The organism is Cyanobium usitatum str. Tous (assembly GCF_963920485.1).
GTDB classification, from domain to species: Bacteria; Cyanobacteriota; Cyanobacteriia; order PCC-6307; family Cyanobiaceae; genus Cyanobium_A; species Cyanobium_A usitatum_A.
Genome location: NZ_OY986431.1, coordinates 1,798,779 through 1,819,682 on the forward strand (window position 1 = coordinate 1,798,779; position 20,904 = coordinate 1,819,682).

Sequence of the window (20,904 nt, forward strand, 5' to 3'; positions counted from 1 at the left end):
CGTCTAATTCCCATGGCCTCCCGCCTTCAGAGCAGATTTCTGGCCCAACGCGCCCTGTTCCAGCGCCTGCAAAGCACTAAGAAGGGCAACAAGCTTCAGGCCGGCTTCACGTTGGTTGAGCTGCTGATTGTTATAATTATTATCGGCATTCTGGCTGCCATTGCCCTTCCTGCCTTTCTTAACCAACAAAGTCGAGCCAGAATAAATGGCGCCCAAAGTAGTGCAATGTCAGCAGCACGAGCCTGTGCAGCAGCTCAGGTTACCGGTGACCAAGCTTCCGCAACACCAGCTTCAACAGCTGCAACTACTGGAACTTGTGAAGCCGCGGGCACACTTAGCACCTTTACTTCGGGTAATACTTCATTTGGCACAACAACTGCAGCTGTAGCGACAGTGGCAACCTCTGGATCGGCTCAACTCACCACATGCGCAGCCGCCCCTGGCTTCACTGCCGGCACTGCGCCCATATGCAATCCGGTCAAGGTATGACGACTAGCGAATAAAAACATATCTTTAGGAGTTTGCTGAAAAAGCCAGACGACTGCGGGAGAATGGTCCAAGGGAATTGAGTGGATGCGCTACCAGCAGGAACTGATCGTTCCCCTGCTCTCGTACATCTCCAAAGAAGACCGCATCCCAGCCACCCATCCCCTGCGGCAGGTGCGGCGGCTGGCCGGTCAGGCCTTCGATCGACTGAACCCGACCTTCTGCAAGATCTATCCCGAGGGCGGCAGGCCCTCAATTCCGCCAGAGTAGATGCTGCTGGCTCTGTTGCTGCAGGCGATCTACTGCATCCGTTCGGAGCGGATGCTGATCTAGCAGCTCGACTACAACCTGCTGTTCCGCTGGTTTGTTGGCTTCAACCCCGACGACCCGGTTTGGCATTCCACCACGTTCACGAAAATCGGGACCGACTGCTGAACGAGGAGCTCATGGCCAAGTTCCTCGAACTCCTGCTTGCAGCGCATGAGGTCAAGCCTCTGCTGAGTTCGGAGCACTTCTCGGTGGATGGCACCCTGCTACGGGCCTGGGCGTCACACAGCTCACAGGAGTGGATCGATGGGCTGGATGATGCCCCACCATCGCCCAGTTTTGGCGAAGGGTTTGGCGAGGCAAGCGGCGGAAAGAAGCGCGCCAAGGGTGCCTTCCGCGGCCTGTTGCTATCCAACCAAATCCACCGCTCCACAAGCGATGGAGAAGCCCGTCTTTTCAAGAAGGCTCCTGGCGTCAGCGCTTTCTTGAGCTTTCTGGGGCACTGCGTCATGGAGATCCGCAACGGCCTGTTGGTCGCCAGTGAAGTCAGCCAGGCCACCGGCAGGGCGGAGAGAGACGCCGCGCTGCGGATGGCCCGTTCGCTCCGTGGCACGCACCAGAAAACCCTGGGTGCCAACAAGGGCCACGACAGCCGGGAGTTCGTGGCCGACCTGCGCATTAACGGCATCACGCCCCATGTGGCGCAGAACCTCACGCGCAGCGGTGGATCCGCGATTGATGGCCGCACCGCCCGCCACCAGATTTACGCCCAATCGATCAACGCGAGGAAGCGGATCGAGCAGGTATTCGGCTGGATCAAACAGGCCGCTGCCCTCGGGCAACTCAAGGCCAGAGGCCGATCAAAGGTGGGAGCGGTGTTCCGGCTGCATGTCGTGGCAGACAACCTGATCCGCATCACCAATCCGCTCAGAAGCCAGAGTGTGACAGCATGAAGCAGGTAATCAGGGGCCCAAAACTCCGCCAACCAGCCTCCAAACCAGGTATTCAGGCTTGACAAAGATGCTGGCCAGCCTTGGAGGCGATCAACCTGATTGGCGAGGAGCAACAACGGACATGAAGTGGTCGCAAGGAAGGCTTTGCCTCGTTTTTTAGCAGCCTCCTAGGGCGGAGCCCAGCCCCTGGCCTTACTGGCGAAGATCCACCGCCAGTAAGGCCCAGCACCACAACGGGAAAGGGGTCGGGCATATTGCGCCGCAAAGCACCAGGCACTTCCACCAGCAAGATCGCTCCAGCCGACAGGCAGGCGTAGGCGATCACGTCGCTGCCCTCCATGGCCCGCTGCTGCAGCCAGCGGTTCAACGCGGCGTTACCGCAGTCGAAACCTTCCAGCTGATGCTGCGGGCCGAGGGGCTCAGGCGGGCGCATGCCAGGGCTGCGGTATGGCGAGCAGTCGCTCGATGCTGGCCTGATCCTGGGAGACAGCGCGGGGATCCTCCACATCAGCCAGCAGGGCCGTTGTCTGCTCTGGCGTCAGGGAAAACAGCGTGCGATCCACAAGCACATCCCGCGCCCGCGCCTGGCAGCTGCGCAGGATGAATTCGGTGCGGCTGATGCCTTCCGCTGCAGCGGCTTGGTCAATCATCTGACGCTGCTCGGTCGCTTGCTCAGGGCCGGTCTCTAACCACCCCGCCGCTCCAGCAGGCGGAAGGGGTCGTAGGCCAAGCTGATGCCAAGCTCCTCGGCAAATTCCAGCACCCGGCACCAGGCGCGGTTTTGGCGCACGATGCCCCGCAGGATCACAGGGGCGCTGCTGCGCTCGAGGGTCATCTCAAACAGGGGCCAGCCCACCGAGGCCTGCACCGCATCGTCTTGAAAGCGAGGCACCACATCAAGGGCACCCACCAGGATGCGGCGATGGCTGGCATCCCACTGGAAGGGCAATTCGTAGCGCTCCAGCAGGGCGGTGGCCAGGGCCCAGCTGCTGCCATTGGCATCGATCTCGGTGGCCAGCGGCAAGCCGCGAGCCTCAATGCTGCCGGCACGGCGAAACTGCAGCGGCGCTGGCCCCGAGGCAGCCTCCCCACTCAGGAGCTGGCGCACCCGCTCGCGCAGCTGCTCGCCGCCGGTAGGCGGGCCGCCCTTCTCCAACTGCAGCAGATCCCAGCGTTCACCGGTGCCGCCCCAGATCACCGGCCCGTAGTTGTCGTGCATCACGCGGCCGTCGCGGTTGGCGGCCGCCTCGGCGTGGGTCATCAGCCGCTGAATGCTGATCTGATCGGCACTCCAGCCCCAGCTGCGGGCTACTGCAGCGGCCTCCTGGCAGAGGGATTCCAGCTGGGGCTTGGCGGGCGGAATGGTCCACGGGTCTGGCCGGCCGCCCATGCAGGCACAGCTAAGCGCCACTGCATTGGTGTTACGCCGCCAGGTGTGGGCGGGCAGGTCGGCGCCATAGCTGTGCAGGCGATGCACCTGGCCATCACCGCCGATGATCGAGTGGTACAGGCCGCTGCGCACCCAGTTGTAGGGGGTGGCCGTCCAGTGCAAATAGATGGTGGCAGACATCACCGTTAAAAAAAGCGGGATCCAGGCGGCGTCCTTAATTTGGCAGCGCCGATGGCGCCCAGTGCCGTGGGCGTTCGATCGCGGGCTGATCCCCACAAGAGCAGTACAGTAAAACGTACGTCTGCTAGCAGGGCTTAAAGCCGATGGACGCGATCTCCTACAGCACCGCCCGTGCCCATTTGGCGGGCACGATGAACAAGGTGTGTGAAAACCATGAACCAGTAGTGATCACACGCCGCGGCGAGCCCGCCGTGGTGATGCTCTCCCTAGCCGATTACAAGGCAATGGAGGAAACCACCTTTCTCCTGCGCAGCCCGGCCAACGCCCAGCGCCTGCTCCGCTCTATCGCCTGCCTGAACGGCGGTGGCGGAGAAGAACACGATCTACTGCCGTGCGACTGATTTTCTCCCCAGAGGCCTGGGAGGACTACATGCACTGGCAGCAACACGATCGCAAGATCCTGCAGCGCATCAACCGACTGATCAACGAGATCCGCCGAGATCCCTTCGCGGGGATCGGCAAACCCGAGCCCCTTCGCCACGCCCTAACCTGCTACTGGTCGCGGCGCATCGACGCTGAACATCGCATCGTCTACTCCATCAACGCGGGCGACCTGCTGATCGCCCAGCTCCGTCACCACTACTGACTGCTGAAGCGGATCAGCAGGTGAGTGATCAGGTCTGGTCATCCAACAGCCAGTCAATGGCGGGTCGCCAGCGCAGCCGACGAGCGGCGTCGCCAAGATCGGGCGGCCGAGCATCGAGGCTGATCAACACAGGCTCTGCAGAGCGGCCTGTCGGTGTGTCGGCCAGCTCCAGTAAAGAGGTGACTTCCCGCTCGCGTGTGTCGGCGTCGTGGAGGCTGGCACACACCTGTACCAGCAGCTTCTGGCCATCGGGCAGCAACGCCAGGGCATCCACCTCGCGTCCGCTCTCACTGCGCAGGTAAGAGAGTTCTGCGCCGCGACGCCGCAGTTCCACCATCACCACGGTTTCCAGGGCATGGCCAAGGTTGGCTCGGCCGCTGCGGTCGTAGAGCGGGATCAGGCCCGGATCGATCGGGTAGATCTTGCGGGGCAGACTCTGCGTGCGGCGCAGGGAGCCGCCCCCCGCCACCAGGCTGGTGATCAGAAAGGCCTGCTCCAGATGCTGCACCAACTCTGTGAGGTGCTCCCGGCTGATGGCCAGGCCCTGGGAGCGCATGGCTTGGTGCAATTTGTTCACACTGAAAGCACCACCGGCATGGGCCAGCAGCTGACGCACCAGCCACTGCAAGGCTAGAGGGTTGCGAATGTTGTGCCGCTCCATCACATCGCGCAGCACCGTGCTGTCGACATAGCTGAGCAGCAGTGATCGGCGGCTGCGAGCATCGAGGCCCTGCACCTCGGGAAAACCACCCTCGAGCAGATAGCGCTCCAGCTGGTGCTGAAGCGAAGACCGCTCTGCGCTCGACCAGTGCTCGGCTGTGATGCTGGGCTCCAACCGCTGATGCCGTAGGGCCTCCCGAAAGCTGAACGGCCACAGCAGGGTTTCCACGGCCCGACCGCGCAGGTTGGTGGCAATCTCTGCCGACAACATCTGGGCGGAGGAACCGCTCACCACAACATCGAGGGGTTCGGTGTCGATCACCCGGCGCACAAACCCTTCCCAGCCGGGGATCACCTGCACCTCATCGAGGAACAGGCAGGGCCGAAGCTTCCCTGGCTGCGGCTGCCGCCACTGGGGATGCAGGGAAAACCAGATCTCCAGGTAGGCGTCGAGCAGCTCAGGGCCGGCGCCGATCAGGCGTTCATCCTCGAGGCTGACCCAAGGAAGGCCCGAGCGCTCCATACCCGGGTTCGCCAGGCGATCGCCGAGCTCCTGCCAGAGCAGGCTGGTCTTGCCGCTGCGGCGCATGCCGATCACCGCCAGCACCTTGCCGGCTACGCGCGGGATCCAGGTGTCGCGGCGTGTGAGCACGGGCAAGGGCATGGTGATGCCATCCACCAGCTTCTGCCGCAGCAAACGCAGAAGGTTGTCTTCCATAGCGACAACCTAATGGGATTTCTTGCCGCAGACCGCGACAAGGTGAGGCTCATGCCCTATTCTCCCGCCCAGATCGACTGCAGTCACTGGGATCTGGGCAGATTTCCGGGCGTCTGTGGAGAAGCGGGCGGTGGGGTGGGGCTGCACCGGGGTTCGTTCCGGCTGGGACGCCTCGGCAATGTGGGCGCCTCCCTGAATCTGTACAGCTTGTACTGAATTCAGGAGGGCTTTCACCACCCCGCCGCTCCAGCCGGCAGCTTGCTTAATTTGCCCCAATGGCCACCGGCAAGCGGGAGCTCAGCCGCCCCCCATCGGCCCAGGCCTGCGCCAATTCCAGCTGCAGCACCCCCGCGCCAGCGGGCTGGGCCCGGAAGCCAGCGCTGGCCGCCAGGGCATCGAGCACCACCCGGTTTTGGGCTGCGCCGCTGCCCAGCTCGCCATGCAGGCCATAGGCCGGTCCGCAGCGCATCAGCACCTGGCCCCGCCAGATCGGTTCAGCCGGCTTACCTAATGAATAGGTGATCGGGCCAGAGGCCGTATCGAGATGCAGCACCACGCTGCGGCCCGCCAGGTTGCAGGCCGGCGCCAGCGCGGCCGGATCAGCGAGGCCCCGGGCTTGAAGCAGGTCGCCCCGCACCAGCTCCAGCGTGCGCCGGGCCACGGCCCGCTCGCGCAGCACCCGCGCAAAGCGCTGACCGCTAGTGAGCTCGGCCAAAACAGCCTGCAAAAGCAGCCCGCTTAGCGAGCAACCAATCAAAAGAGCAAGCAGCAGCTCCACCAGGGAAAAGCCCCTGGCGTTTGCCTTGGCAATCGCTTTCATAGTGCCCCATCGGCAAGGCAGGCACTGCTGCTGGGTGGGCCGTCCAGGGGGCCGGTGTAGCGACCCAAGCGGCTCACCCCCAGCGGCAGCGACACCACCAGGCAGCGGCGCAGTTCCGTGCCAGGCGCAGCGATCACCACCGTGCCGCCATCGAGAATCAGTCCGTTGCTGCTGAAACGCAGGGCCCCGGGCAGGTTGTGCTGGAGCGTCACGGCGTCGCTGTCTTGCTGCTCGCTGCTGGCCACCACTGCCGCCAGACAGCCGGCCAGGCTGCCGCCACTGGGTTCGCTCCAACCGCTGGCACCGAGCTCAAGAGCACAGGGCTGGCCATGGCTCTGGGCTTGCCGGCGCGCAGCCTCCAGGCCCACCCCGAGCCGGCGGCTGGCCGCCTCCACCCGCATTCGGGCCAGGCTGCGTTGGCCGCCATCTATGGCCAGGCTGGTCAGCAAGCCCAGCACCGCCACCGCCACCAGGAGCTCGGCCAGGCTGAAGCCTGAGCTGGCCTGGCTTTGCTCAAAGCGCCGCATCGCTCGGCTCCGCTGCAGGTTGGGATCCACACAAGCCGTAGGCCGCTGGGCTGAGCCAGCGCTGGCGCTGCACACCTCCGGCGGTAGCAACCTGCAACCGCACCAGGGCACCGGGCTCGGCGCTCACCTGGCGCACAATGCCCTCGCCACTGGGCAGGCTTTGCAAATGGGCCGCAAGCCAGCTGCTGGCGGCCGTGCAATCAGCCGCGATCGTTGTGCCGGCCAGGGCCGTGAGCTGGGCCTGGCTAGCCAGGAGCGCTGCCTCCAGCTGGGCCGCGTGCTGCTGCTGGGCTTCCGCCTGTCGCGCCCAGCTGGCGCTGCCCGACCACAACTGCAAGGAGCAACTAGAGGACGTCACAAACATCGCCGAAGCCACCATCGCTTCCACCAAGTTCATGGCGCTACCCCATTGCTGGTGCGACCGCGCATACCCAGCTCCCGCACTGCCAGCAGCTGCTGGCTGCCGGGGCCTTCAGGGGTTACGGGGCGGGAAAGCTCCAGGCCATAGGCCGCCCGCAGGGCGCGGGGCTGCTCAGCCGTGGGCTGCAGTTCCAAGGTGGCGGCAGCGCGGCCCCGCTGCAGGCCGCTGGCAGCAAGGGCGACATCCCAATGGGGGCCATCAAAAGCCACCAAGCGATAGGCCACCGGGCCCACCTGGCCGGTTTGGCCCACGGCGGGGGTTACTGGCGCCGCCAGCAGGTGCTGGGCGGCCGACATCAACTGATCTTCCGCCTGTCGCAACCGCTGGCCGGCCTGCACCTGGCTGCGGGCCTGCAGCGCTGCGGCCTGCAGCGAAACGCTGCTGAGCACTAGCAGCAGCGAGGCTGTGGCAGAGAGGGGCAACACAAAACCAGCCGCCATCGGAGGGGGGCTAGCTAGGGAACGGGGGAACCGGGCCATGGGGCACCTGGCGCACAACGACGCGATCAGTGTTCCCACGGGCGGCAAAATCCTTGAAGCGGCGCTAATTTGCGGGGAATAGTGAGATCAAATGCGCCCCCCGGTGCGAGCTTTGCTGCAACGACCGGTGCGGTCCTGGTAGAAGCAGGAGCGACGGGAGCATCCGCGCTCGCAAGTGCGCAAGCCATTGCTACTGGCGCTGCTACTGCTCACGGCAGTGCTGGCCTGGTACCTGGGCCGCGACCTATTGGTGTTCGCCGCGCTGCTGGCAGTTGTGCTGCTGGTGCGCGCCAAAGTGATGCTGGAGCGGCGGCGCCAAAACCTACGCGAACTGCAGCTCGAGCAGACCTCAAGCCGGCGGCTGCGGCAGACCAGCCGCAACCTCGATGCGGTGCTGCAGCAGCTGGGCATGCCGCCCGACAGCTTTAAGCGCAGTGAGATCAACTTCAAGGTGAACCAGCTGGCCAGCCGCATAGAGTGGCTGCTGGAATCAGCGCGGTCGCTTGCGCTACTAGATTCACTCACCCAGCTGCCAAATCGGCGTCATTTCATTGAGCAGGTGCAGATCGAATCTGCCCGCTCAAAGCGCTCGCGTAAGCGCTTTGCGGTGTTGTTTATTGATGTCGATAAGTTCAAAGCGATCAACGACACCTACGGCCACGCCACCGGCGACCGGGCCCTGGTGGCGGTTTCGCAACGGCTCAAAGACACGATTCGGGCTGGCGATTTCCTCTCCCGCCTGGGTGGCGATGAATTTGCGGTGTTGATGGATCTCTCGGCGATTAAGAACAACTCGGAGCAAACCCTCAAGGCCCACGCCCATTTGTTTGCCTGCCGAATCATGGCGATGTTTGAGGAGCTAGCCAACCTCGACAATGTCAGCATCGATATCGATATCAGCATTGGTGTAAATGTGGTAGATCCCGACTCCAGCGATCCAGAAGCCATATTGCGCCAGTCAGACCTGGCGATGGATCAAGCCAAGAGCCAGCAACACGCCCGGGTAGCCGTATTCGATGTAGCCACTGCCAAGGGCGGCTACGACGACTACCAGCTCTACGCCGACCTCAAAGATGCCCTGCGCCAAGGCGGCTTGAGCATGGCTTTTCAGCCGGTGGTGGATGGGGAGAAAAGGCTGCGCGGCGTAGAAGCCCTGGCCCGCTGGCGCCACCCCAGCCGGGGCATCATCGGCCCGGATGTGTTTCTTGATATCGCCGAGCGCTACCGGATGATGCGGGAACTTGGTGAGCACCTTTTCCAGCTGAGCCTCGATGGCTTCCTTGCCCTTGATGGCGCCCTGCAGCAGCCCGGGCTGAGGCTCTCCAGCAACGTGAGCCCGTCGCAATTAAGTGATCCCCAGCTGCAGGCTCGGCTGCTGGGCATGCTGGAGCGCACCGGCGTCGATCCCAAAAGGGTGACCCTGGAGATAACAGAGGCATCAATTCTGGATCGCTCCGCCACCACCGAAGCAAATCTGCAGGCCTTACGCGCCGCGGGCATCGAGCTATCGCTGGATGACTTCGGCACCGGCTACTCCTCACTCAACTTGATCAATACGCTGCAGCCAAACGAGATCAAAATCGATCGCTCCTTTGTACTGGCTCTGCATACCGATCCATACGCCCGCCAGATCGTCGAAGTAATCGCCGGCATGTCCACCCAGATGCCCCTGCACCTAGTAGCCGAAGGAGTAGAAGATGAGGCAACCTTCCAAGCCCTGCGCAAACTGGGCATTCAATACTTCCAAGGCTATTTATTCAGCAAACCCCTACCCGTTGCAGAGCTCGCCGCTTGCTACGGCGCAGCCATTAGTGCTGGCACCTAGGGCCGTCGAAGGCTGTACAAGATTCTTAAATGCTCTCCGACAAGCTGTTCTTCTGGCTGTTCCAGAACAATCCCGACCGGATCCTCTCGCTAGTTGAGGGGCTTCCTGCTGATGCCGCCGGTTACACCTTTTCAGCACCCGCACTGAAAGAGCGCGAATATCGACTCGACGGTCAATTCTGCAACAGGAGCCCAGCATCAATGCTTGGCGAGTAGTGGTGATCGCCCCGTCGCGTCAGCTCCATTTTGGGGCAGTGGAGCCGGTGGCTGAATTTCTGGAGCATCGCGTGCGCTGGGTGGAACTGCTGCCTGAGCACTGGCCGCCCAACGCATCTCTGGCTGTTGCGTCAGCAAGCGGCAGCCAAGAGCATTCCCTGGACAGCGGAGCTCGATGATGTGATCGCCGCTATCTTGGTGACACGCTTTCCAACCCGATCTATCCCGGAGGTATGCGCCATGGGCGGCATCACCGTTGAAGACTTCACCCAAAGCCGCATCTACAAAGAGATCGTGGGCATTGGCTTCGCCGAAGGAGAAGCGCGAGGCAAAGCAATCGGCGAAGCCCGCGTCACCCTGCGTCTGCTGAGCCGGCGCTGCGGCCCATTGAACGCCGACACCACTGCCCAGATCGAGGCACTGCCGCTGGAGCAACTCGAGGCACTGGCGGAAGCCCTGCTCGATATTCAGGGGCCGGACGACCTGGCCGCCTGGTTCGCGGCACTCTCCTGATTTCCGTACAGCTGTACAGAATTCGGGAGGCAAAATTTTTGAGACCCGTCACCACCAGCGACCAGCAGCGCCCTACTGGTTCAGCTTGAGCACGGCCATGAAGGCTTCTTGGGGCACGTCGACTTTGCCCATGGCCTTCATGCGCTTTTTGCCCTTGGCTTGCTTTTGCAGCAACTTTTTCTTGCGGGAGATGTCACCGCCATAGCATTTGGCAAGCACATCTTTACGCATGGCACTGATGCTTTCGGAGGCAATGATGCGGCTACCGATCGATGCCTGGATCGGAATCTTGAATTGCTGGCGGGGGATCAGCTCCTTGAGTTTCTCCACCAAACCCTTACCCACGTTGTAGGCCTTATCGCGATGCACAATCGTGGTGAGGGGATCGGCCTTTTCGGCATTTATCAATACATCAAGGCGCACCAACTCATTTTTGCGGTAGCCGATCAGGCTGTATTCCATTGAGGCATAGCCCTTGGTGCGCGACTTCATCTGGTCAAAGAAGTCTGTAACCACCTCAGCCAGCGGCATCTCGTAGTGGAGGGTTACCCGATCGGTGGTGATGTATTTCATATCGATGAATTCACCGCGCCGCTCCTGGCACAGCTCCATCAAGGCGCCGTTATAGATATTCGGGGTATAAATTTCGAGCTTCACATAGGGCTCTTCTATGGATTCACGCTTTTGCGGGTCAGGCAGGGTGGCTGGATTGTCCACCATCATGATGGTGTTATCGAGCATGTTCACCTGATAGATCACCGATGGCGCGGTAACGATCAAATCAAGGTTGTATTCCCGCTCCAGCCGCTCCTGCACGATTTCCATGTGCAGCAAGCCGAGGAAGCCGCAACGGAAACCAAAGCCCATGGCGCTGCTGGTTTCCGGCTCATATTTGAGCGCGGCATCAGAGAGCTGGAGCTTGTCTAGGGCTTCGCGCAGATCAGGGTATTGGTCAGCATCGGTGGGAAACAGGCCGCAGAACACCATGGGCTTGGCCTCGGTGTAACCGGGCAGCGGCTCAGCGGCAGGATTTGATGCCAGCGTGATGGTGTCGCCAACACGGGCATCGGCCACGGCCTTGATCGAGGCGGCCATGTAACCCACCTCGCCAGCATGGAGTGAATCCACCTGGCGCTGATCGGGCGCCATCACGCCCACCTCATCCAGTTCCACCACCTTGCCGCTGGCCATCAGCAGCACCTTGTCGCGCTTGCTAATCGAGCCGGAGATCACGCGGAAATACACGATCACGCCCCGGTAGGCGTCGTAGTAGGAGTCGAATATCAGGGCCCGCAGCGGCTCGGCCACTTTGTCGGCGGGAGCCGGAACCCGATCCACCACAGCCTGGAGGATTGCAGGCACTCCGAGGCCTGTTTTGGCCGAGCAATGGATTGCATTGGAGCAGTCGAGCCCGATAATTGCCTCAATTTCTTCAGCGATGCGGTCTGCATCAGCACCAGGCAGATCGATCTTGTTGAGAACAGGAATGATCTCAAGATTGTTTTCAAGGGCCAGGTAGACATTGGCCAGGGTTTGGGCTTCCACCCCCTGGCTGGCATCTACTACCAGCAGGGCGCCTTCACAAGCCTGCAATGAACGGCTTACTTCGTAGGAGAAGTCGACGTGCCCAGGGGTATCAATCAGGTTGAGGATGTAGACCTCGCCATCGGCCGCGGTGTATTCCATGCGGGCGGGCTGGAGCTTGATGGTGATGCCGCGTTCGCGCTCCAGCTCCATGTTGTCGAGAAACTGCGCCTGCATATCGCGAGCCGCAACGGTGCCCGTATCCTGCAGGAGCCGGTCGGCCAGGGTTGATTTCCCATGGTCGATGTGGGCGATGATGCAAAAATTACGGATCCGCTGAACGGGAACGTCAGTCATCGCGCCGGCGGAGGCTTCATGGGTGCTCCTGCCAGCCTAGGAGACGGAAGCCTGGGGCGAAACGGCCAGCTGGCCTACCAATCGAGAGATCGCCTCCAACTACCCGCAAAGAAATCGACAAACCTATAGGATTGCCAATTAGTTATCAAGCAAAACTATATTCATGGATCAGTCGCACCTTCCCAAGCCGCAAGCCCGAGAGGATCGCCGGCTTGTGAATCGGGATGAGGCTCTGAACCTGCTGTTTGCCGCAGCCCAGGATGTGGCAAGGGAGGAGGGCAAGCTGGCTGATGGCGTGTATGGCTCCCTGGAGCAGTCGCACATCAGTTCCACCAGCTTCACGCTGAAGAGTGCCAGTGGCCAGATGATTGCCCGGGTGTCCCTGGCTAAGGCAAGGGAGGTGATCGGTATTCGGCGTCAGATTGCGCGAGATATTACCCGCAATGCAGGGCTGGAGATCACACCTTATGCAAACGACCAATCAAATAAACGTAATTTACGTAATCTCCCTGAGGAAATCCGGGCGATTACCTGGGCGATCAGCAGTGGCCGTAGGTTTCCGGCTAAGGGCTACCAGAGGCGCGACATCTGGATCGGTCTGCTGCTTTTGATCCCAGGCATCATCCCAGGGGTGCTGTATCTGGGCTGGATCGCGCAGAAGCGCCGTCGCTATGAAAAAAGACTCAAAGAGCTGGTAACTCGCTGGCGTACCAACGGGCGGCAGGAGCCTGCTGCGAACCTATTCGCCCATTTCCACCTGGACTAAGCCAGGCACTGGCCCAGCCGTCCTAAGCTGCAGCACCATACCGGCTGGCCCAAATGAGCAGCGAAACCACTAGCGCAGCCCCCGCCCAAGACCCCCACGCCCTGACGCTGGAAAACGTGGAGCGCACCCTCGATGAGCTGCGCCCCTACCTAATGGCCGACGGCGGCAACGTGGAAGTGGTGGAAATCGACGGCCCGATCGTGAAAGTGCGCCTGCAGGGCGCCTGCGGCAGCTGCCCGAGCAGCACGATGACGCTCAAGATGGGGATTGAGCGCAAGCTAAGGGAGGCGATTCCCGAGGTGAGCGAGGTCATTCAAGTTATATAAACCAACCAAGTCGAAATACCAATCAATTCCAGCCGCTGGCCATCGATTCACCACAATAAATGCACAACCAGGGCTTCCATTGCTGGAGCCTCAAAATATAATTAAGCCCGGCTTACGACTGCCCAGCGACCTATGACTTAGCAAGTCAACTAGGGGCTCCTGGGAAGGCATCATCTTTGAGATTGTACCAATCTCAAAGAGCGATATGCGTCGAACCGGCCTTGACCAGGACAATTGACGCTTGCTTCAGCTGCCGAGCACCACAGATTCACAGACGTCACCTTCCTAGACGCATTGGGAAAATGAATTGCTCAAGCACCTGCGGCTCTGTGATGAGGAAATGCGGGCTCTGGCGTGGGCCATCAGCCAGGGGGTCTTGGGTATGGCTAATCCGTCGTTATGTGGCCTACCGCAAATCTGTTGAAGATCTCATTCTTCGCTGGCGCATGAATGGCAAACGAGACCCCGACCCGTGCTTTTTCAAGCTTTACAGCCGAAAAGGGTAGTCAGGCGTTAACAACCATCACAAAGGTGTCCATGCTGAGCACTGCCGTTTGCGGGCACCTTCCCCAGCCCTAGGCTGAATCCAGCACCCCTGGCAAAGTCAACGAAGAAGCCGGGATCCTTCAGTGGAGTAGTGAGGATGTCTGGCCCCTTGAACCGACGCCTGCGAGTGGCCAAGGTGCTGATGCATGCTCTCGTCGCCAGTCGGCGCTCCGAAGATCACGGTGTAATCACCGTGGCAGTGGGAATCGTGGCGGCCCTGGTGCTGATCCTCAGCGGTGCGGCGATCGTGCAGTTGAGCAGCGGCAACCTGCGCGGGGTTTTTGCCTCCTCCGACACCCGCCAGGCGCGAGGGGCTGCGGCCGAGGGCACGGATCTGATGATCGACACCTGGAACCAGCCCCAGAACCGTCGGCTGCTCGTATCGGGCCAGACCCCCACCACCTGGAACGCAGCCAACCTCAGAAGCCCCTGTTTTGAGTCAACCACCAACACCCGGCCCGGCCCCAACAATGACGGACTTCCCGATCAAGCCGCCATCAATTTGGGTGATGGCCAGTGGCGCAATGTGGTGAGCGGAGCAGTGGCCACTGCCACGCAGGATGGGCGGCAGTTCAGGCTGGTTCGGATCAGTTTCACCGCCTCAAACGGCGGCGCCACCCCCAATCCCCGCGGCCTGCGGCGCACCGCAACCCCTGGGGCTGCCGCCACCGGCGACACCCTGCCCGCGGGAGTCACCAGCTGGGACCAGCTGGTGAACCTCGATGATCCGGATGGTCTCGGCAACGCCCAGCCCGGGAGCAACAGGGGCTTTGTGGTGCTGGAGGTGGAGGGACGAGTGGTGCGCAATGGCCAGGTGATAGCCAACTCCCGAGAAACCCGCGAATTCGAGGTGCTGCCCAAGTGCTGCGGCGCCTCGGTGGGAAGCAACAACTCCGGCGGCATGAACTACGCAGGCACCACTGGCTCGCTGGGCTCAGACAGCCGCGTGTGCAATCTCCAGTATGGAGTGGTTACAGGCTTCAACGATGGCTGGCATTGGTCGTATTTCGCCAACGACCAATTCACCCAGAGGAATCCCATCACAGGCGCGGTGGAGCGCTATTCGCCGATTCTTGGCGTGGTGGCAAACCCTGGCGATCTCTTCGAGCGCAGTAACTGCCGGGTGCGACCCGGCCGGGGCAAACTTGAATCTGGGGACTGCCCGGAAACATTCCAATCAGGCGATCCACGCGGCAACGATTCCAGCTTCAACACCAACATCCGTGGTGCTGGTGCACCCGATGCTGCTGAGCTGATCTGCCAGCAAACAGGCACTCCCAGATATTTTTCTGGTCCTGAATCTGATATCCGCGGCACATCGGCATCATGTTCACCGATCGTGCCTCTCCAAGCGACGGCCTTTCCCAACGTCAACGACTTTGTCCTCGGATGGACCGCAGGCTGGGGACCAAGAAACATCATCACCCTGGCTACGGCCACCACCAACCAAGTGGCCAATGCAGCCATCTGGCCCAGCCTCAGCACCGACAACGGCGACGGCACAAGACCCAACAGCCAGGCCACCCTTCGCCTGCGCACCAACAATGAGGCCAACCGGCAGCGGGTGGAGCTCTGCTTGACCGATAAGACAGCGGCAAGCTCCGACAACTGCACCGCCAACACCTGGCTGAATGTGACAGCTTCTGAGGCACCGAACAGCAACTTCTACGGGCTCGGAGCCAGCGCCACGGACAGCCAGGTCTTCCTCGGCGCAAACAACCTTTCAAACACTCCAGCTACAAATTTAATAATACTTGGCAACGCGACCAAAGCAAATACCCAATTGTTCAGAGACGTCAACCTCGACAGCTTTTCAGGGCCGCGACTGCAGACGCCATTCCTGGAGTTTGCCGTGCAAAAATCAGCTGCCTTTGATACTAACGATCTGCTAATTATAGAGGCATCGCCTGATAACGGAACCACCTTCTATCCGCTGACCTCCGCATCCATCCCGGGAAGCGCCATCACAACAAACGCAGCTGGCACAACATTCCGCCTAGGGCTTCCATTTTCCGGTTCCAACGTTCGCATCCGGTTTCGCGATGGAAACGGATGGGCCACCGGTGAAAACATCACAATTACCGACCTCGAGATCAGTTCCGTCAATCCCCCGGCGGCAAGCACGCAATCCCTCTATCCGATCTTCCGCGGCCCCTGGTGTCAGTTCAGCAGCAGCTCCCCCGTCACGGCCGAGCCGGGCTTCCATTGCATCGGTCCCACCGTCAACCAATTCGACGGCGGTCGCGTGTTCATCGACACCACCGGCGGCCCCTTGAGTTTTGTTTATAACGAACCCACCGAAACCGACCGGCGATTCGGCATTGCCAATACGGCAAATCCGGAACGCTTCATCTTCCTTTCGCAGTCACCCGCCCAATTCACCCACGTCTTTTGCCCCTCCATCGTATCCGAATGCGCCAACGTCATCGATGATCAAACCTACAATTTCTCCGCCGTTGGCGAGCCTGATCGACTCAACTTCTTCGGTCGCAACACTGGATCAGCCGGCCAGGAACAGAACGTTTCAATTACAACGCCGTTTGGACAAACCGCCAAGGTAGGTGGCGTGTGGTTCTATCTACCCCAGGGGTTCGTGGAACTCACCATCAATGACTCTGGAGCAGCCGGCAGCGTTCCAGCAGGCTTCTACACCAACAACGAAGACAACTGGAGCTTCTACGGCCGAATCTGGGTGAAGAACTTCAAGCCCTTCGGCGCATTCCACCTGAGACTGCCCGATTCCAGGGTGGCTGGGGCTGGCGCCCTGGGGGTTGCCAACCCCGCCCAGTTCACCTCCCAGAGCGGTGTCGACTGGGTCGCCCGTGCCACCACCAGTGCCCGACTTTGGTGACCTTCCCACAGCGCGTGCAGCGGCGCCTCCGGGAGCTGCATCCCCAGGAACGGGGTGGCTTTCTGGTTGAGGCGTTGGTGGTGAGCGTGATCGTGACCGTTGCCCTGCTCGGCACACTCAGCGTGTTCAATATTTCCTCCCAGCTGCGCAATCGGGCAGGTGAACGCAGCCAACTCAACGACGCCATCGACGCCGATCTGGCAGCCATTGAGGATCGGGCTGCAGACCTCACCTGTTGCACCGGAGTGTGCAGGCTGGGCTTGGCCGGCGTGACCACAGACAACACGGCCCCCTTCACCCAGCCGTGCAACACCGCCAATCGACGCGACGATCGCTATTTCTACCCTCAACTTGATTCGGATACTCTGACTGCCGGCAGTGAGGCGGAAACCGTGGATGCCCTCTGCCGGGAACCCGTGCGCGGAATCATCAGCGATGCCGTGTTGATCGAGTTCAACACCATCCCGGTCAATGGCGCCCTCACGACAGGCGGTGGCGCCCGGGCTCCGATCGTGCGCCTCAACAGCGTTCAGAACCAGCTGGGCAATCAGAACATCCTTCAGGTCACTTACACCGACACCAACAGCGGGAACGCGGTCGTGCGCGTCGCGCGCGTGGTGCCCCCCATGGCCCGCTTCTGCCCATGACGCGTCCTCGACCTCCCAGCAGCGGCTTCAGCCTTCCGGAAATGTTGATCACGGTGGTGATCCTCGGCGTGATCGCTGCCATTGGAACCGACTCCCTGGTGAACCTCGCCCGGCGCGAGCGCGCCAACTCTGTGACCACCGAACTGACGGGTTGGCTCGATCAGGTGAGTCGCGATGCCAGCCGCTTCAATGCCCAGGCCGGTGGCGCCCTCTGCACCGTGACCATCAGCACCGGCACCGTAGCCGTCGGAGCCCAGCTGGCCAGGATCGAACCCGCTGCCTGCGCCTCCCAAAACATCCTCACGCTGTCGGACCTCTACGCCAACAACGCCAGCGCCACTATCACCGGCACCCCATCCCAGTTTGTGTTCACCCCACGCGGCACCCTCTCCACCACCACCAACGCCGCTCTTCCCAACGGCCAGGTGCTGATCAACATCAACGTGAACAATGAGCGTCCCCTCCGGTGCATACGCCTAGTGGGCCTGATCGGGGTGCTGGAGGTGGGGCGCAACAACGCGGCCGCAACGGGTGCCTGCACCGAGTGGGGTCGGGTGTAACGCAATGACCAATCCCGTCTCCAGCCCGAAGCTCCCCAGGCCCCAGGCCCCATCCCAGCACGGGTTCACCCTCGTGGAACTGCTGGTGGCCCTGGCGATCAGCGCCCTGTTCGTGCCCCTGATCTGGAGCAGCATTCAGGGAGCCATTCGATTTTTCGAAGCCAACCTCTGGCAGGTGCAGCTTGAGCGTGATCTCAACCGTGTTTCAACCCTTCTCGATGCGGAGGCGGTGGATGCCTGTGTGTTCGGCACCACCGCCGCGCCAGCCGCCTGCGCCGCAGCCGCTCCCGTGTGCGCCGCAGCAGCAAACCAACTGCGCATGCGCGTGACCCTGTTGGATGCCAACAGTGTTCCCACCGGCGCCGATGCGGTGATCCTTTACACCCGCAACACGGCGACCAACGAGCTCCTCCGCTCTGGCCCCCAGATCCTGGCAAACGGCCGGCTCGATCCCGCCAACACCGCCGCCAACGACCAGCTGGTGATGCGTGGCGTCACCGGCTTCGCCGTGACCCCCAACAACGACTGTGACACCGCCACCGTGACCATCACCGCTACCCCTGTGGCCCCCAACACCTTCACCACTACGCAGGGATTCGGCAATCCCGTGACCCGCACTATCGGCCTGCGCACCGGCTCTCGCCCTTATGTGGACTGAGTTGCATCCATGTCCAGCCCCCCCGATGAGCTGCGCCCCTATCTGATGGCCGACGGCGGGAACGTGGAAGTGGTGGAAATCGACGGCCCCATCGTGAAGGTGCGCCTGCAGGGCGCCTGCGGCGGCTGCCCCAGCAGCACGATGACGCTCAAGATGGGAGTCGCCGAAGTGGTGCAGGTGCTCTGAGCACCACGGGGCACCACTCCGTTGGCTTTTAGGCTCCCCCCAACCGCCCCGCCCCCGTGCTCGACCAGCGCCTCCTGCGCGACAGCCCTGAGCTGATCACCACCCAGCTGGCCCGCCGGGGCATGGCGCTAGACCTCGCTCCACTGCAGCAAATCGCCCGCCAGGAGCGCGATCTCGAGGAGCAGCGCAGCAATCTTCAAGCCGAGGGCAACCGCATCGGCAAGGCGGTGGGGCAGCTGATTCAAGGCGGATCTGCGCCAAACAGCCCCGAGGTGCAGGCCCTGCGCGACCAGGGCAACGCCATCAAGCAGCAGGTGGCAGCACTTGAGGAGCAGGAAAAAGCTCTGGAGCTGCAGCTGCGCGATGCCCTATCGGCCCTGCCCAACCTGCCCTCGCCCGAGGCGCCCGATGGTCGCAGCGAAGCCGACAACATCGAAATCAAGCGTTGGGGCAGCCCCCGCATCGAAGCCGGACTGCAGGAGCACTGGCAGATCGGGGAGCGGCTGGGGCTGTTTGAAACCGAGCGCTCCGTGCGCATCGCCCAGAGCCGTTTCATCACCCTGATGGGTGCTGGCGCCCGCCTGGAGCGGTCCCTGATCAGCTTCATGCTCGATCTGCACACCGCCAAGGGCTACCGGGAGGTGATGCCGCCAATCCTGGTGAATTCCGCCAGTCTCACGGGTTCGGGCCAGCTGCCCAAATTCGCCGAGGAGAGCTTCCGCTGCGCCGACGACGACCTCTGGCTCACCCCCACCGCCGAGGTGCCCCTCACCTCCCTGCACCGCGATGAGGTGCTTCCTGCCGAGCAGCTGCCGCTCAAATACGCCGCCTACACCCCCTGCTTCCGCCGCGAAGCCGGCAGCTACGGCCGCGACACCCGTGGCCTGATCCGCCTGCACCAGTTCAACAAGGTGGAGCTCTACTGGTTTTGCCATCCCGACCACTCCGCCGCTGCCCACCAGCAGATCACCGCTGACGCAGAAGCCGTGCTGGAGGCCCTCGAGCTGCCCTACCGCAAGATCGAGCTCTGCACCGGTGACATGGGCTTCTCCGCCGCCCGCACCTACGACCTCGAGGTGTGGCTGCCCGGCGCCGGCTCCTACCGCGAGATCTCCAGCTGCTCGGTGTGCAACGACTTCCAGTCCCGCCGCTCCGCCATCCGCTTCAAAGACGGCAAAAACACCCGCCTGCTCCACACCCTCAACGGCTCCGGCCTCGCCATCGGCCGCACCATGGCCGCCCTACTCGAAACCGGCCAGCAGGCTGATGGCTCCGTCAAGCTCCCCGCCGCCCTTGTGCCCTACTTCGGCGGCGACACGATCGCTGGGGGGTGAGGGGGGGAGCTGAAAGGGTTAGGTCAGGAGACAGACGCAGGCAACGAAGCAGCCAAGTCTGGGAAGGCCTTCAAAAGGGCCTGATCCTCCGTGACCAGAGGCACATCCAATTGCCGGGCTGCGGCGACGAACTCACAGTCGTAGGAACTGCAGCGGCTGATGCTCACCAACTCCAGAACATGCTCAGAACTGACGGATTCGTCGTGAGCCGACAGAATCGCTTCTGCCGCCTGCATTAACGCAACAGCATCAGACCGTTGCAAGAGATCACGTCGGAGATAGCCGGTGAGCACGTTGCGAAACTCGCTGCGCCACAGCGGCGGGGCTGCCCATTCGCGATCCTTCAACAACAGGGCCTCTGCCAGTTCCGTCTTGGGACCAGGAAGCAACAGATAGGCCAACACATTGGTGTCGACAACAATCACGGGCGGCCTTCCCGTTTGAACGCATCAATCGCATCGGGATCAAAGACGTGGGGCCCGAGACTGCCGCGCAAGAGCCGGATTTGCGCAAGCTCCTCCTCCGCAGAGGGAACAGCAACGCCAAGACCTGCCTCGAGGCAAACGATCGCCTCATTGTTGAGGCTGCGCCGGTGCTGCTTGGCGGCAGCCTCAAGCCGCGCGTGAAGGGCGGCGGGCAGGTTTTTCAAAGTCAGCGTCTTAGCCATGGCAACCAGCCATCCGGCGGCGATCCATCTATTACAGCGCCAAGCGGGCCTTTCCGGTAAGCAGATCTTGAATCGCCTCCAGGAGGTTGTATTGGCAAAGACTTGGCGATTTTGGCAATACCCCCGCTACGGGGTGATGAAGGTGGAAATTCGTTAGCGTGATGGCAACCAGCCATGTGGCCTGCCCAAAGGATCCACAACCCTCACCGACCTGCTGGCCCTACACGCAACCGAGCGTTTGGAGTTCGCCATGGGCTTGTCGCAAAGCCTTGATCACGCGGAGCAGGAACAAGCCTTGGCTGTAACCCCAGCCCTGATCACGGAGATGGAACGACGCTGGAGCTGGCATCAGCACCACCCTGAAGAGACCCTCAGCTGAGAG

The 20,904-nt window shown here is 61.9% G+C and carries 27 protein-coding genes and 1 pseudogene; 18 read left to right on the forward strand and 10 right to left on the reverse strand.

Features of this window, described 5'->3' with window-relative positions:
- The first annotated feature begins 12 nt into the window (after window positions 1–12).
- Both U9970_RS09650 and U9970_RS09655 read left to right on the forward strand, forming a co-directional pair.
- The gene (locus U9970_RS09650; protein ID WP_322764049.1) at window positions 13–489 is read left to right on the forward strand and encodes a prepilin-type N-terminal cleavage/methylation domain-containing protein; all 477 of its coding nucleotides are present in this window, start codon (window positions 13–15) and stop codon (window positions 487–489) included.
- An 84-nt stretch (window positions 490–573) separates the two neighbouring features.
- Window positions 574–1,706 (forward strand): annotated as a pseudogene (locus tag U9970_RS09655) (IS5 family transposase).
- A 419-nt stretch (window positions 1,707–2,125) separates the two neighbouring features.
- Here U9970_RS09655 and U9970_RS09660 read toward each other — a convergent pair.
- Together U9970_RS09660 and U9970_RS09665 are read right to left on the reverse strand one after the other, a co-directional pair.
- A complete protein-coding gene (locus tag U9970_RS09660; RefSeq protein WP_322764050.1) occupies window positions 2,126–2,356 on the reverse strand; it encodes a type II toxin-antitoxin system TacA family antitoxin in 231 nt (76 codons plus the stop codon).
- A gap of 35 nt (window positions 2,357–2,391) precedes the next feature.
- Window positions 2,392–3,276: an N-acetylmuramoyl-L-alanine amidase gene (locus U9970_RS09665; protein WP_322764051.1), complete on the reverse strand. Its 885-nt coding sequence runs from the start codon at window positions 3,274–3,276 to the stop codon at window positions 2,392–2,394.
- A 143-nt stretch (window positions 3,277–3,419) separates the two neighbouring features.
- Here U9970_RS09665 and U9970_RS09670 point away from each other — a divergent pair, with 143 nt between their 5' ends.
- Both U9970_RS09670 and U9970_RS09675 read left to right on the forward strand, forming a co-directional pair.
- The gene (locus U9970_RS09670; protein WP_254935835.1) at window positions 3,420–3,677 is read left to right on the forward strand and encodes a type II toxin-antitoxin system Phd/YefM family antitoxin; all 258 of its coding nucleotides are present in this window, start codon (window positions 3,420–3,422) and stop codon (window positions 3,675–3,677) included.
- A complete protein-coding gene (locus U9970_RS09675; RefSeq protein WP_322764052.1) occupies window positions 3,668–3,922 on the forward strand; it encodes a Txe/YoeB family addiction module toxin in 255 nt (84 codons plus the stop codon). The genes U9970_RS09670 and U9970_RS09675 overlap by 10 nt, the downstream gene beginning before the upstream one ends.
- 28 nt (window positions 3,923–3,950) lie before the next feature.
- Here the strand turns inward: U9970_RS09675 and U9970_RS09680 are convergent, their stop codons facing one another.
- Window positions 3,951–5,300 (reverse strand): ATP-binding protein, encoded by a 1,350-nt coding sequence (locus U9970_RS09680; protein ID WP_322764053.1) that lies wholly within the window; start codon window positions 5,298–5,300, stop codon window positions 3,951–3,953.
- A 51-nt stretch (window positions 5,301–5,351) separates the two neighbouring features.
- On the opposite strand from U9970_RS09680, the gene U9970_RS09685 reads away from it, so the two are divergent.
- Window positions 5,352–5,516 (forward strand): hypothetical protein, encoded by a 165-nt coding sequence (locus U9970_RS09685; RefSeq protein WP_322764054.1) that lies wholly within the window; start codon window positions 5,352–5,354, stop codon window positions 5,514–5,516.
- 46 nt (window positions 5,517–5,562) lie between these two features.
- On the opposite strand, the gene U9970_RS09690 is transcribed toward U9970_RS09685, so the two are convergent.
- The 4 genes from U9970_RS09690 to U9970_RS09705 are packed head-to-tail and all read right to left on the reverse strand — an operon-like array spanning window position 5,563 to window position 7,547.
- Window positions 5,563–6,120, reverse strand: a complete 558-nt coding sequence (locus U9970_RS09690) for a prepilin-type N-terminal cleavage/methylation domain-containing protein (protein WP_322764055.1) — start codon at window positions 6,118–6,120, stop codon at window positions 5,563–5,565.
- Entirely contained in the window at window positions 6,117–6,677 is a 561-nt protein-coding gene (locus U9970_RS09695; RefSeq protein ID WP_322764056.1) for a GspH/FimT family pseudopilin, read from the reverse strand. The genes U9970_RS09690 and U9970_RS09695 overlap by 4 nt, the downstream gene beginning before the upstream one ends.
- A complete protein-coding gene (locus U9970_RS09700) occupies window positions 6,634–7,044 on the reverse strand; it encodes a hypothetical protein (protein WP_322764057.1) in 411 nt (136 codons plus the stop codon). Before U9970_RS09700 ends, U9970_RS09695 begins: the two co-directional genes overlap by 44 nt.
- Window positions 7,041–7,547 (reverse strand): hypothetical protein, encoded by a 507-nt coding sequence (locus tag U9970_RS09705; RefSeq protein WP_322764058.1) that lies wholly within the window; start codon window positions 7,545–7,547, stop codon window positions 7,041–7,043. The genes U9970_RS09700 and U9970_RS09705 overlap by 4 nt, the downstream gene beginning before the upstream one ends.
- 175 nt (window positions 7,548–7,722) lie before the next feature.
- Here U9970_RS09705 and U9970_RS09710 point away from each other — a divergent pair, with 175 nt between their 5' ends.
- From U9970_RS09710 to U9970_RS09720, 3 genes are all read left to right on the forward strand, one after another.
- Window positions 7,723–9,372 (forward strand): putative bifunctional diguanylate cyclase/phosphodiesterase, encoded by a 1,650-nt coding sequence (locus tag U9970_RS09710; protein WP_322764059.1) that lies wholly within the window; start codon window positions 7,723–7,725, stop codon window positions 9,370–9,372.
- Between the two features lie 29 nt (window positions 9,373–9,401).
- Window positions 9,402–9,587: a DUF2887 domain-containing protein gene (locus tag U9970_RS09715; protein ID WP_322764060.1), complete on the forward strand. Its 186-nt coding sequence runs from the start codon at window positions 9,402–9,404 to the stop codon at window positions 9,585–9,587.
- A 126-nt stretch (window positions 9,588–9,713) separates the two neighbouring features.
- Window positions 9,714–10,100 (forward strand): DUF4351 domain-containing protein, encoded by a 387-nt coding sequence (locus U9970_RS09720; RefSeq protein ID WP_322764061.1) that lies wholly within the window; start codon window positions 9,714–9,716, stop codon window positions 10,098–10,100.
- Window positions 10,101–10,172: 72 nt separating this feature from the next.
- On the opposite strand, the gene lepA is transcribed toward U9970_RS09720, so the two are convergent.
- Complete coding sequence (gene lepA, locus U9970_RS09725) at window positions 10,173–11,981, reverse strand: translation elongation factor 4 (RefSeq protein WP_322764062.1); 1,809 nt, start codon at window positions 11,979–11,981, stop codon at window positions 10,173–10,175.
- A gap of 295 nt (window positions 11,982–12,276) precedes the next feature.
- On the opposite strand from lepA, the gene U9970_RS09730 reads away from it, so the two are divergent.
- The 8 genes from U9970_RS09730 to serS all read left to right on the forward strand — a co-directional run bounded on the left by U9970_RS09730 (window position 12,277) and on the right by serS (window position 19,855).
- A complete protein-coding gene (locus tag U9970_RS09730) occupies window positions 12,277–12,747 on the forward strand; it encodes a hypothetical protein (RefSeq protein ID WP_322764063.1) in 471 nt (156 codons plus the stop codon).
- A gap of 53 nt (window positions 12,748–12,800) precedes the next feature.
- Window positions 12,801–13,073, forward strand: coding sequence for a NifU family protein (locus tag U9970_RS09735; RefSeq protein ID WP_254996747.1), 273 nt, complete (start codon window positions 12,801–12,803; stop codon window positions 13,071–13,073).
- A 643-nt stretch (window positions 13,074–13,716) separates the two neighbouring features.
- Window positions 13,717–16,470, forward strand: coding sequence for a hypothetical protein (locus tag U9970_RS09740; RefSeq protein ID WP_322764064.1), 2,754 nt, complete (start codon window positions 13,717–13,719; stop codon window positions 16,468–16,470).
- A complete protein-coding gene (locus U9970_RS09745) occupies window positions 16,467–17,117 on the forward strand; it encodes a type IV pilus modification PilV family protein (protein WP_322764065.1) in 651 nt (216 codons plus the stop codon). Before U9970_RS09740 ends, U9970_RS09745 begins: the two co-directional genes overlap by 4 nt.
- Window positions 17,114–17,677: a prepilin-type N-terminal cleavage/methylation domain-containing protein gene (locus tag U9970_RS09750; RefSeq protein ID WP_254996742.1), complete on the forward strand. Its 564-nt coding sequence runs from the start codon at window positions 17,114–17,116 to the stop codon at window positions 17,675–17,677. Before U9970_RS09745 ends, U9970_RS09750 begins: the two co-directional genes overlap by 4 nt.
- 4 nt (window positions 17,678–17,681) lie before the next feature.
- The gene (locus U9970_RS09755) at window positions 17,682–18,335 is read left to right on the forward strand and encodes a prepilin-type N-terminal cleavage/methylation domain-containing protein (protein ID WP_322764066.1); all 654 of its coding nucleotides are present in this window, start codon (window positions 17,682–17,684) and stop codon (window positions 18,333–18,335) included.
- A gap of 9 nt (window positions 18,336–18,344) precedes the next feature.
- Window positions 18,345–18,521, forward strand: a complete 177-nt coding sequence (locus U9970_RS09760; RefSeq protein WP_254996740.1) for a NifU family protein — start codon at window positions 18,345–18,347, stop codon at window positions 18,519–18,521.
- Window positions 18,522–18,577: 56 nt separating this feature from the next.
- On the forward strand, window positions 18,578–19,855 hold the full coding sequence (gene serS / locus U9970_RS09765) for a serine--tRNA ligase (protein WP_322764067.1): 1,278 nt from the start codon (window positions 18,578–18,580) through the stop codon (window positions 19,853–19,855).
- Window positions 19,856–19,878: 23 nt separating this feature from the next.
- On the opposite strand, the gene U9970_RS09770 is transcribed toward serS, so the two are convergent.
- Both U9970_RS09770 and U9970_RS09775 read right to left on the reverse strand, forming a co-directional pair.
- A complete protein-coding gene (locus tag U9970_RS09770) occupies window positions 19,879–20,280 on the reverse strand; it encodes a type II toxin-antitoxin system VapC family toxin (RefSeq protein ID WP_322764068.1) in 402 nt (133 codons plus the stop codon).
- Window positions 20,277–20,522 carry a FitA-like ribbon-helix-helix domain-containing protein gene (locus U9970_RS09775; protein ID WP_322764069.1) on the reverse strand — a complete coding sequence of 82 codons (246 nt, stop codon included), beginning with the start codon at window positions 20,520–20,522 and terminating at the stop codon, window positions 20,277–20,279. Before U9970_RS09775 ends, U9970_RS09770 begins: the two co-directional genes overlap by 4 nt.
- On the opposite strand from U9970_RS09775, the gene U9970_RS09780 reads away from it, so the two are divergent.
- Together U9970_RS09780 and U9970_RS09785 are read left to right on the forward strand one after the other, a co-directional pair.
- Window positions 20,521–20,679, forward strand: a complete 159-nt coding sequence (locus U9970_RS09780; RefSeq protein ID WP_322764070.1) for a hypothetical protein — start codon at window positions 20,521–20,523, stop codon at window positions 20,677–20,679. The two genes, U9970_RS09775 and U9970_RS09780, sit on opposite strands and share 2 nt — an antisense overlap.
- Before the next feature lie 93 nt (window positions 20,680–20,772).
- On the forward strand, window positions 20,773–20,901 hold the full coding sequence (locus U9970_RS09785) for a hypothetical protein (RefSeq protein WP_322764071.1): 129 nt from the start codon (window positions 20,773–20,775) through the stop codon (window positions 20,899–20,901).
- Window positions 20,902–20,904: the final 3 nt, after the last annotated feature.

Coding starts and splice junctions, on each gene's coding strand:
- U9970_RS09650 (WP_322764049.1), top strand. CDS start 13: ATGGCCTCCCGCCTTCAGAGCAGATTTCTGGCCCAACGCGCCCTGTTC.
- U9970_RS09660 (WP_322764050.1), bottom strand. CDS start 2,356: ATGATTGACCAAGCCGCTGCAGCGGAAGGCATCAGCCGCACCGAATTC.
- U9970_RS09665 (WP_322764051.1), bottom strand. CDS start 3,276: ATGTCTGCCACCATCTATTTGCACTGGACGGCCACCCCCTACAACTGG.
- U9970_RS09670 (WP_254935835.1), top strand. CDS start 3,420: ATGGACGCGATCTCCTACAGCACCGCCCGTGCCCATTTGGCGGGCACG.
- U9970_RS09680 (WP_322764053.1), bottom strand. CDS start 5,300: ATGGAAGACAACCTTCTGCGTTTGCTGCGGCAGAAGCTGGTGGATGGC.
- U9970_RS09685 (WP_322764054.1), top strand. CDS start 5,352: ATGCCCTATTCTCCCGCCCAGATCGACTGCAGTCACTGGGATCTGGGC.
- U9970_RS09690 (WP_322764055.1), bottom strand. CDS start 6,120: ATGAAAGCGATTGCCAAGGCAAACGCCAGGGGCTTTTCCCTGGTGGAG.
- U9970_RS09700 (WP_322764057.1), bottom strand. CDS start 7,044: ATGAACTTGGTGGAAGCGATGGTGGCTTCGGCGATGTTTGTGACGTCC.
- U9970_RS09705 (WP_322764058.1), bottom strand. CDS start 7,547: ATGGCCCGGTTCCCCCGTTCCCTAGCTAGCCCCCCTCCGATGGCGGCT.
- U9970_RS09715 (WP_322764060.1), top strand. CDS start 9,402: ATGCTCTCCGACAAGCTGTTCTTCTGGCTGTTCCAGAACAATCCCGAC.
- lepA (WP_322764062.1), bottom strand. CDS start 11,981: ATGACTGACGTTCCCGTTCAGCGGATCCGTAATTTTTGCATCATCGCC.
- U9970_RS09735 (WP_254996747.1), top strand. CDS start 12,801: ATGAGCAGCGAAACCACTAGCGCAGCCCCCGCCCAAGACCCCCACGCC.
- U9970_RS09740 (WP_322764064.1), top strand. CDS start 13,717: ATGTCTGGCCCCTTGAACCGACGCCTGCGAGTGGCCAAGGTGCTGATG.
- U9970_RS09750 (WP_254996742.1), top strand. CDS start 17,114: ATGACGCGTCCTCGACCTCCCAGCAGCGGCTTCAGCCTTCCGGAAATG.
- U9970_RS09755 (WP_322764066.1), top strand. CDS start 17,682: ATGACCAATCCCGTCTCCAGCCCGAAGCTCCCCAGGCCCCAGGCCCCA.
- U9970_RS09760 (WP_254996740.1), top strand. CDS start 18,345: ATGTCCAGCCCCCCCGATGAGCTGCGCCCCTATCTGATGGCCGACGGC.
- U9970_RS09780 (WP_322764070.1), top strand. CDS start 20,521: ATGGCAACCAGCCATCCGGCGGCGATCCATCTATTACAGCGCCAAGCG.
- U9970_RS09775 (WP_322764069.1), bottom strand. CDS start 20,522: ATGGCTAAGACGCTGACTTTGAAAAACCTGCCCGCCGCCCTTCACGCG.
- U9970_RS09785 (WP_322764071.1), top strand. CDS start 20,773: ATGGGCTTGTCGCAAAGCCTTGATCACGCGGAGCAGGAACAAGCCTTG.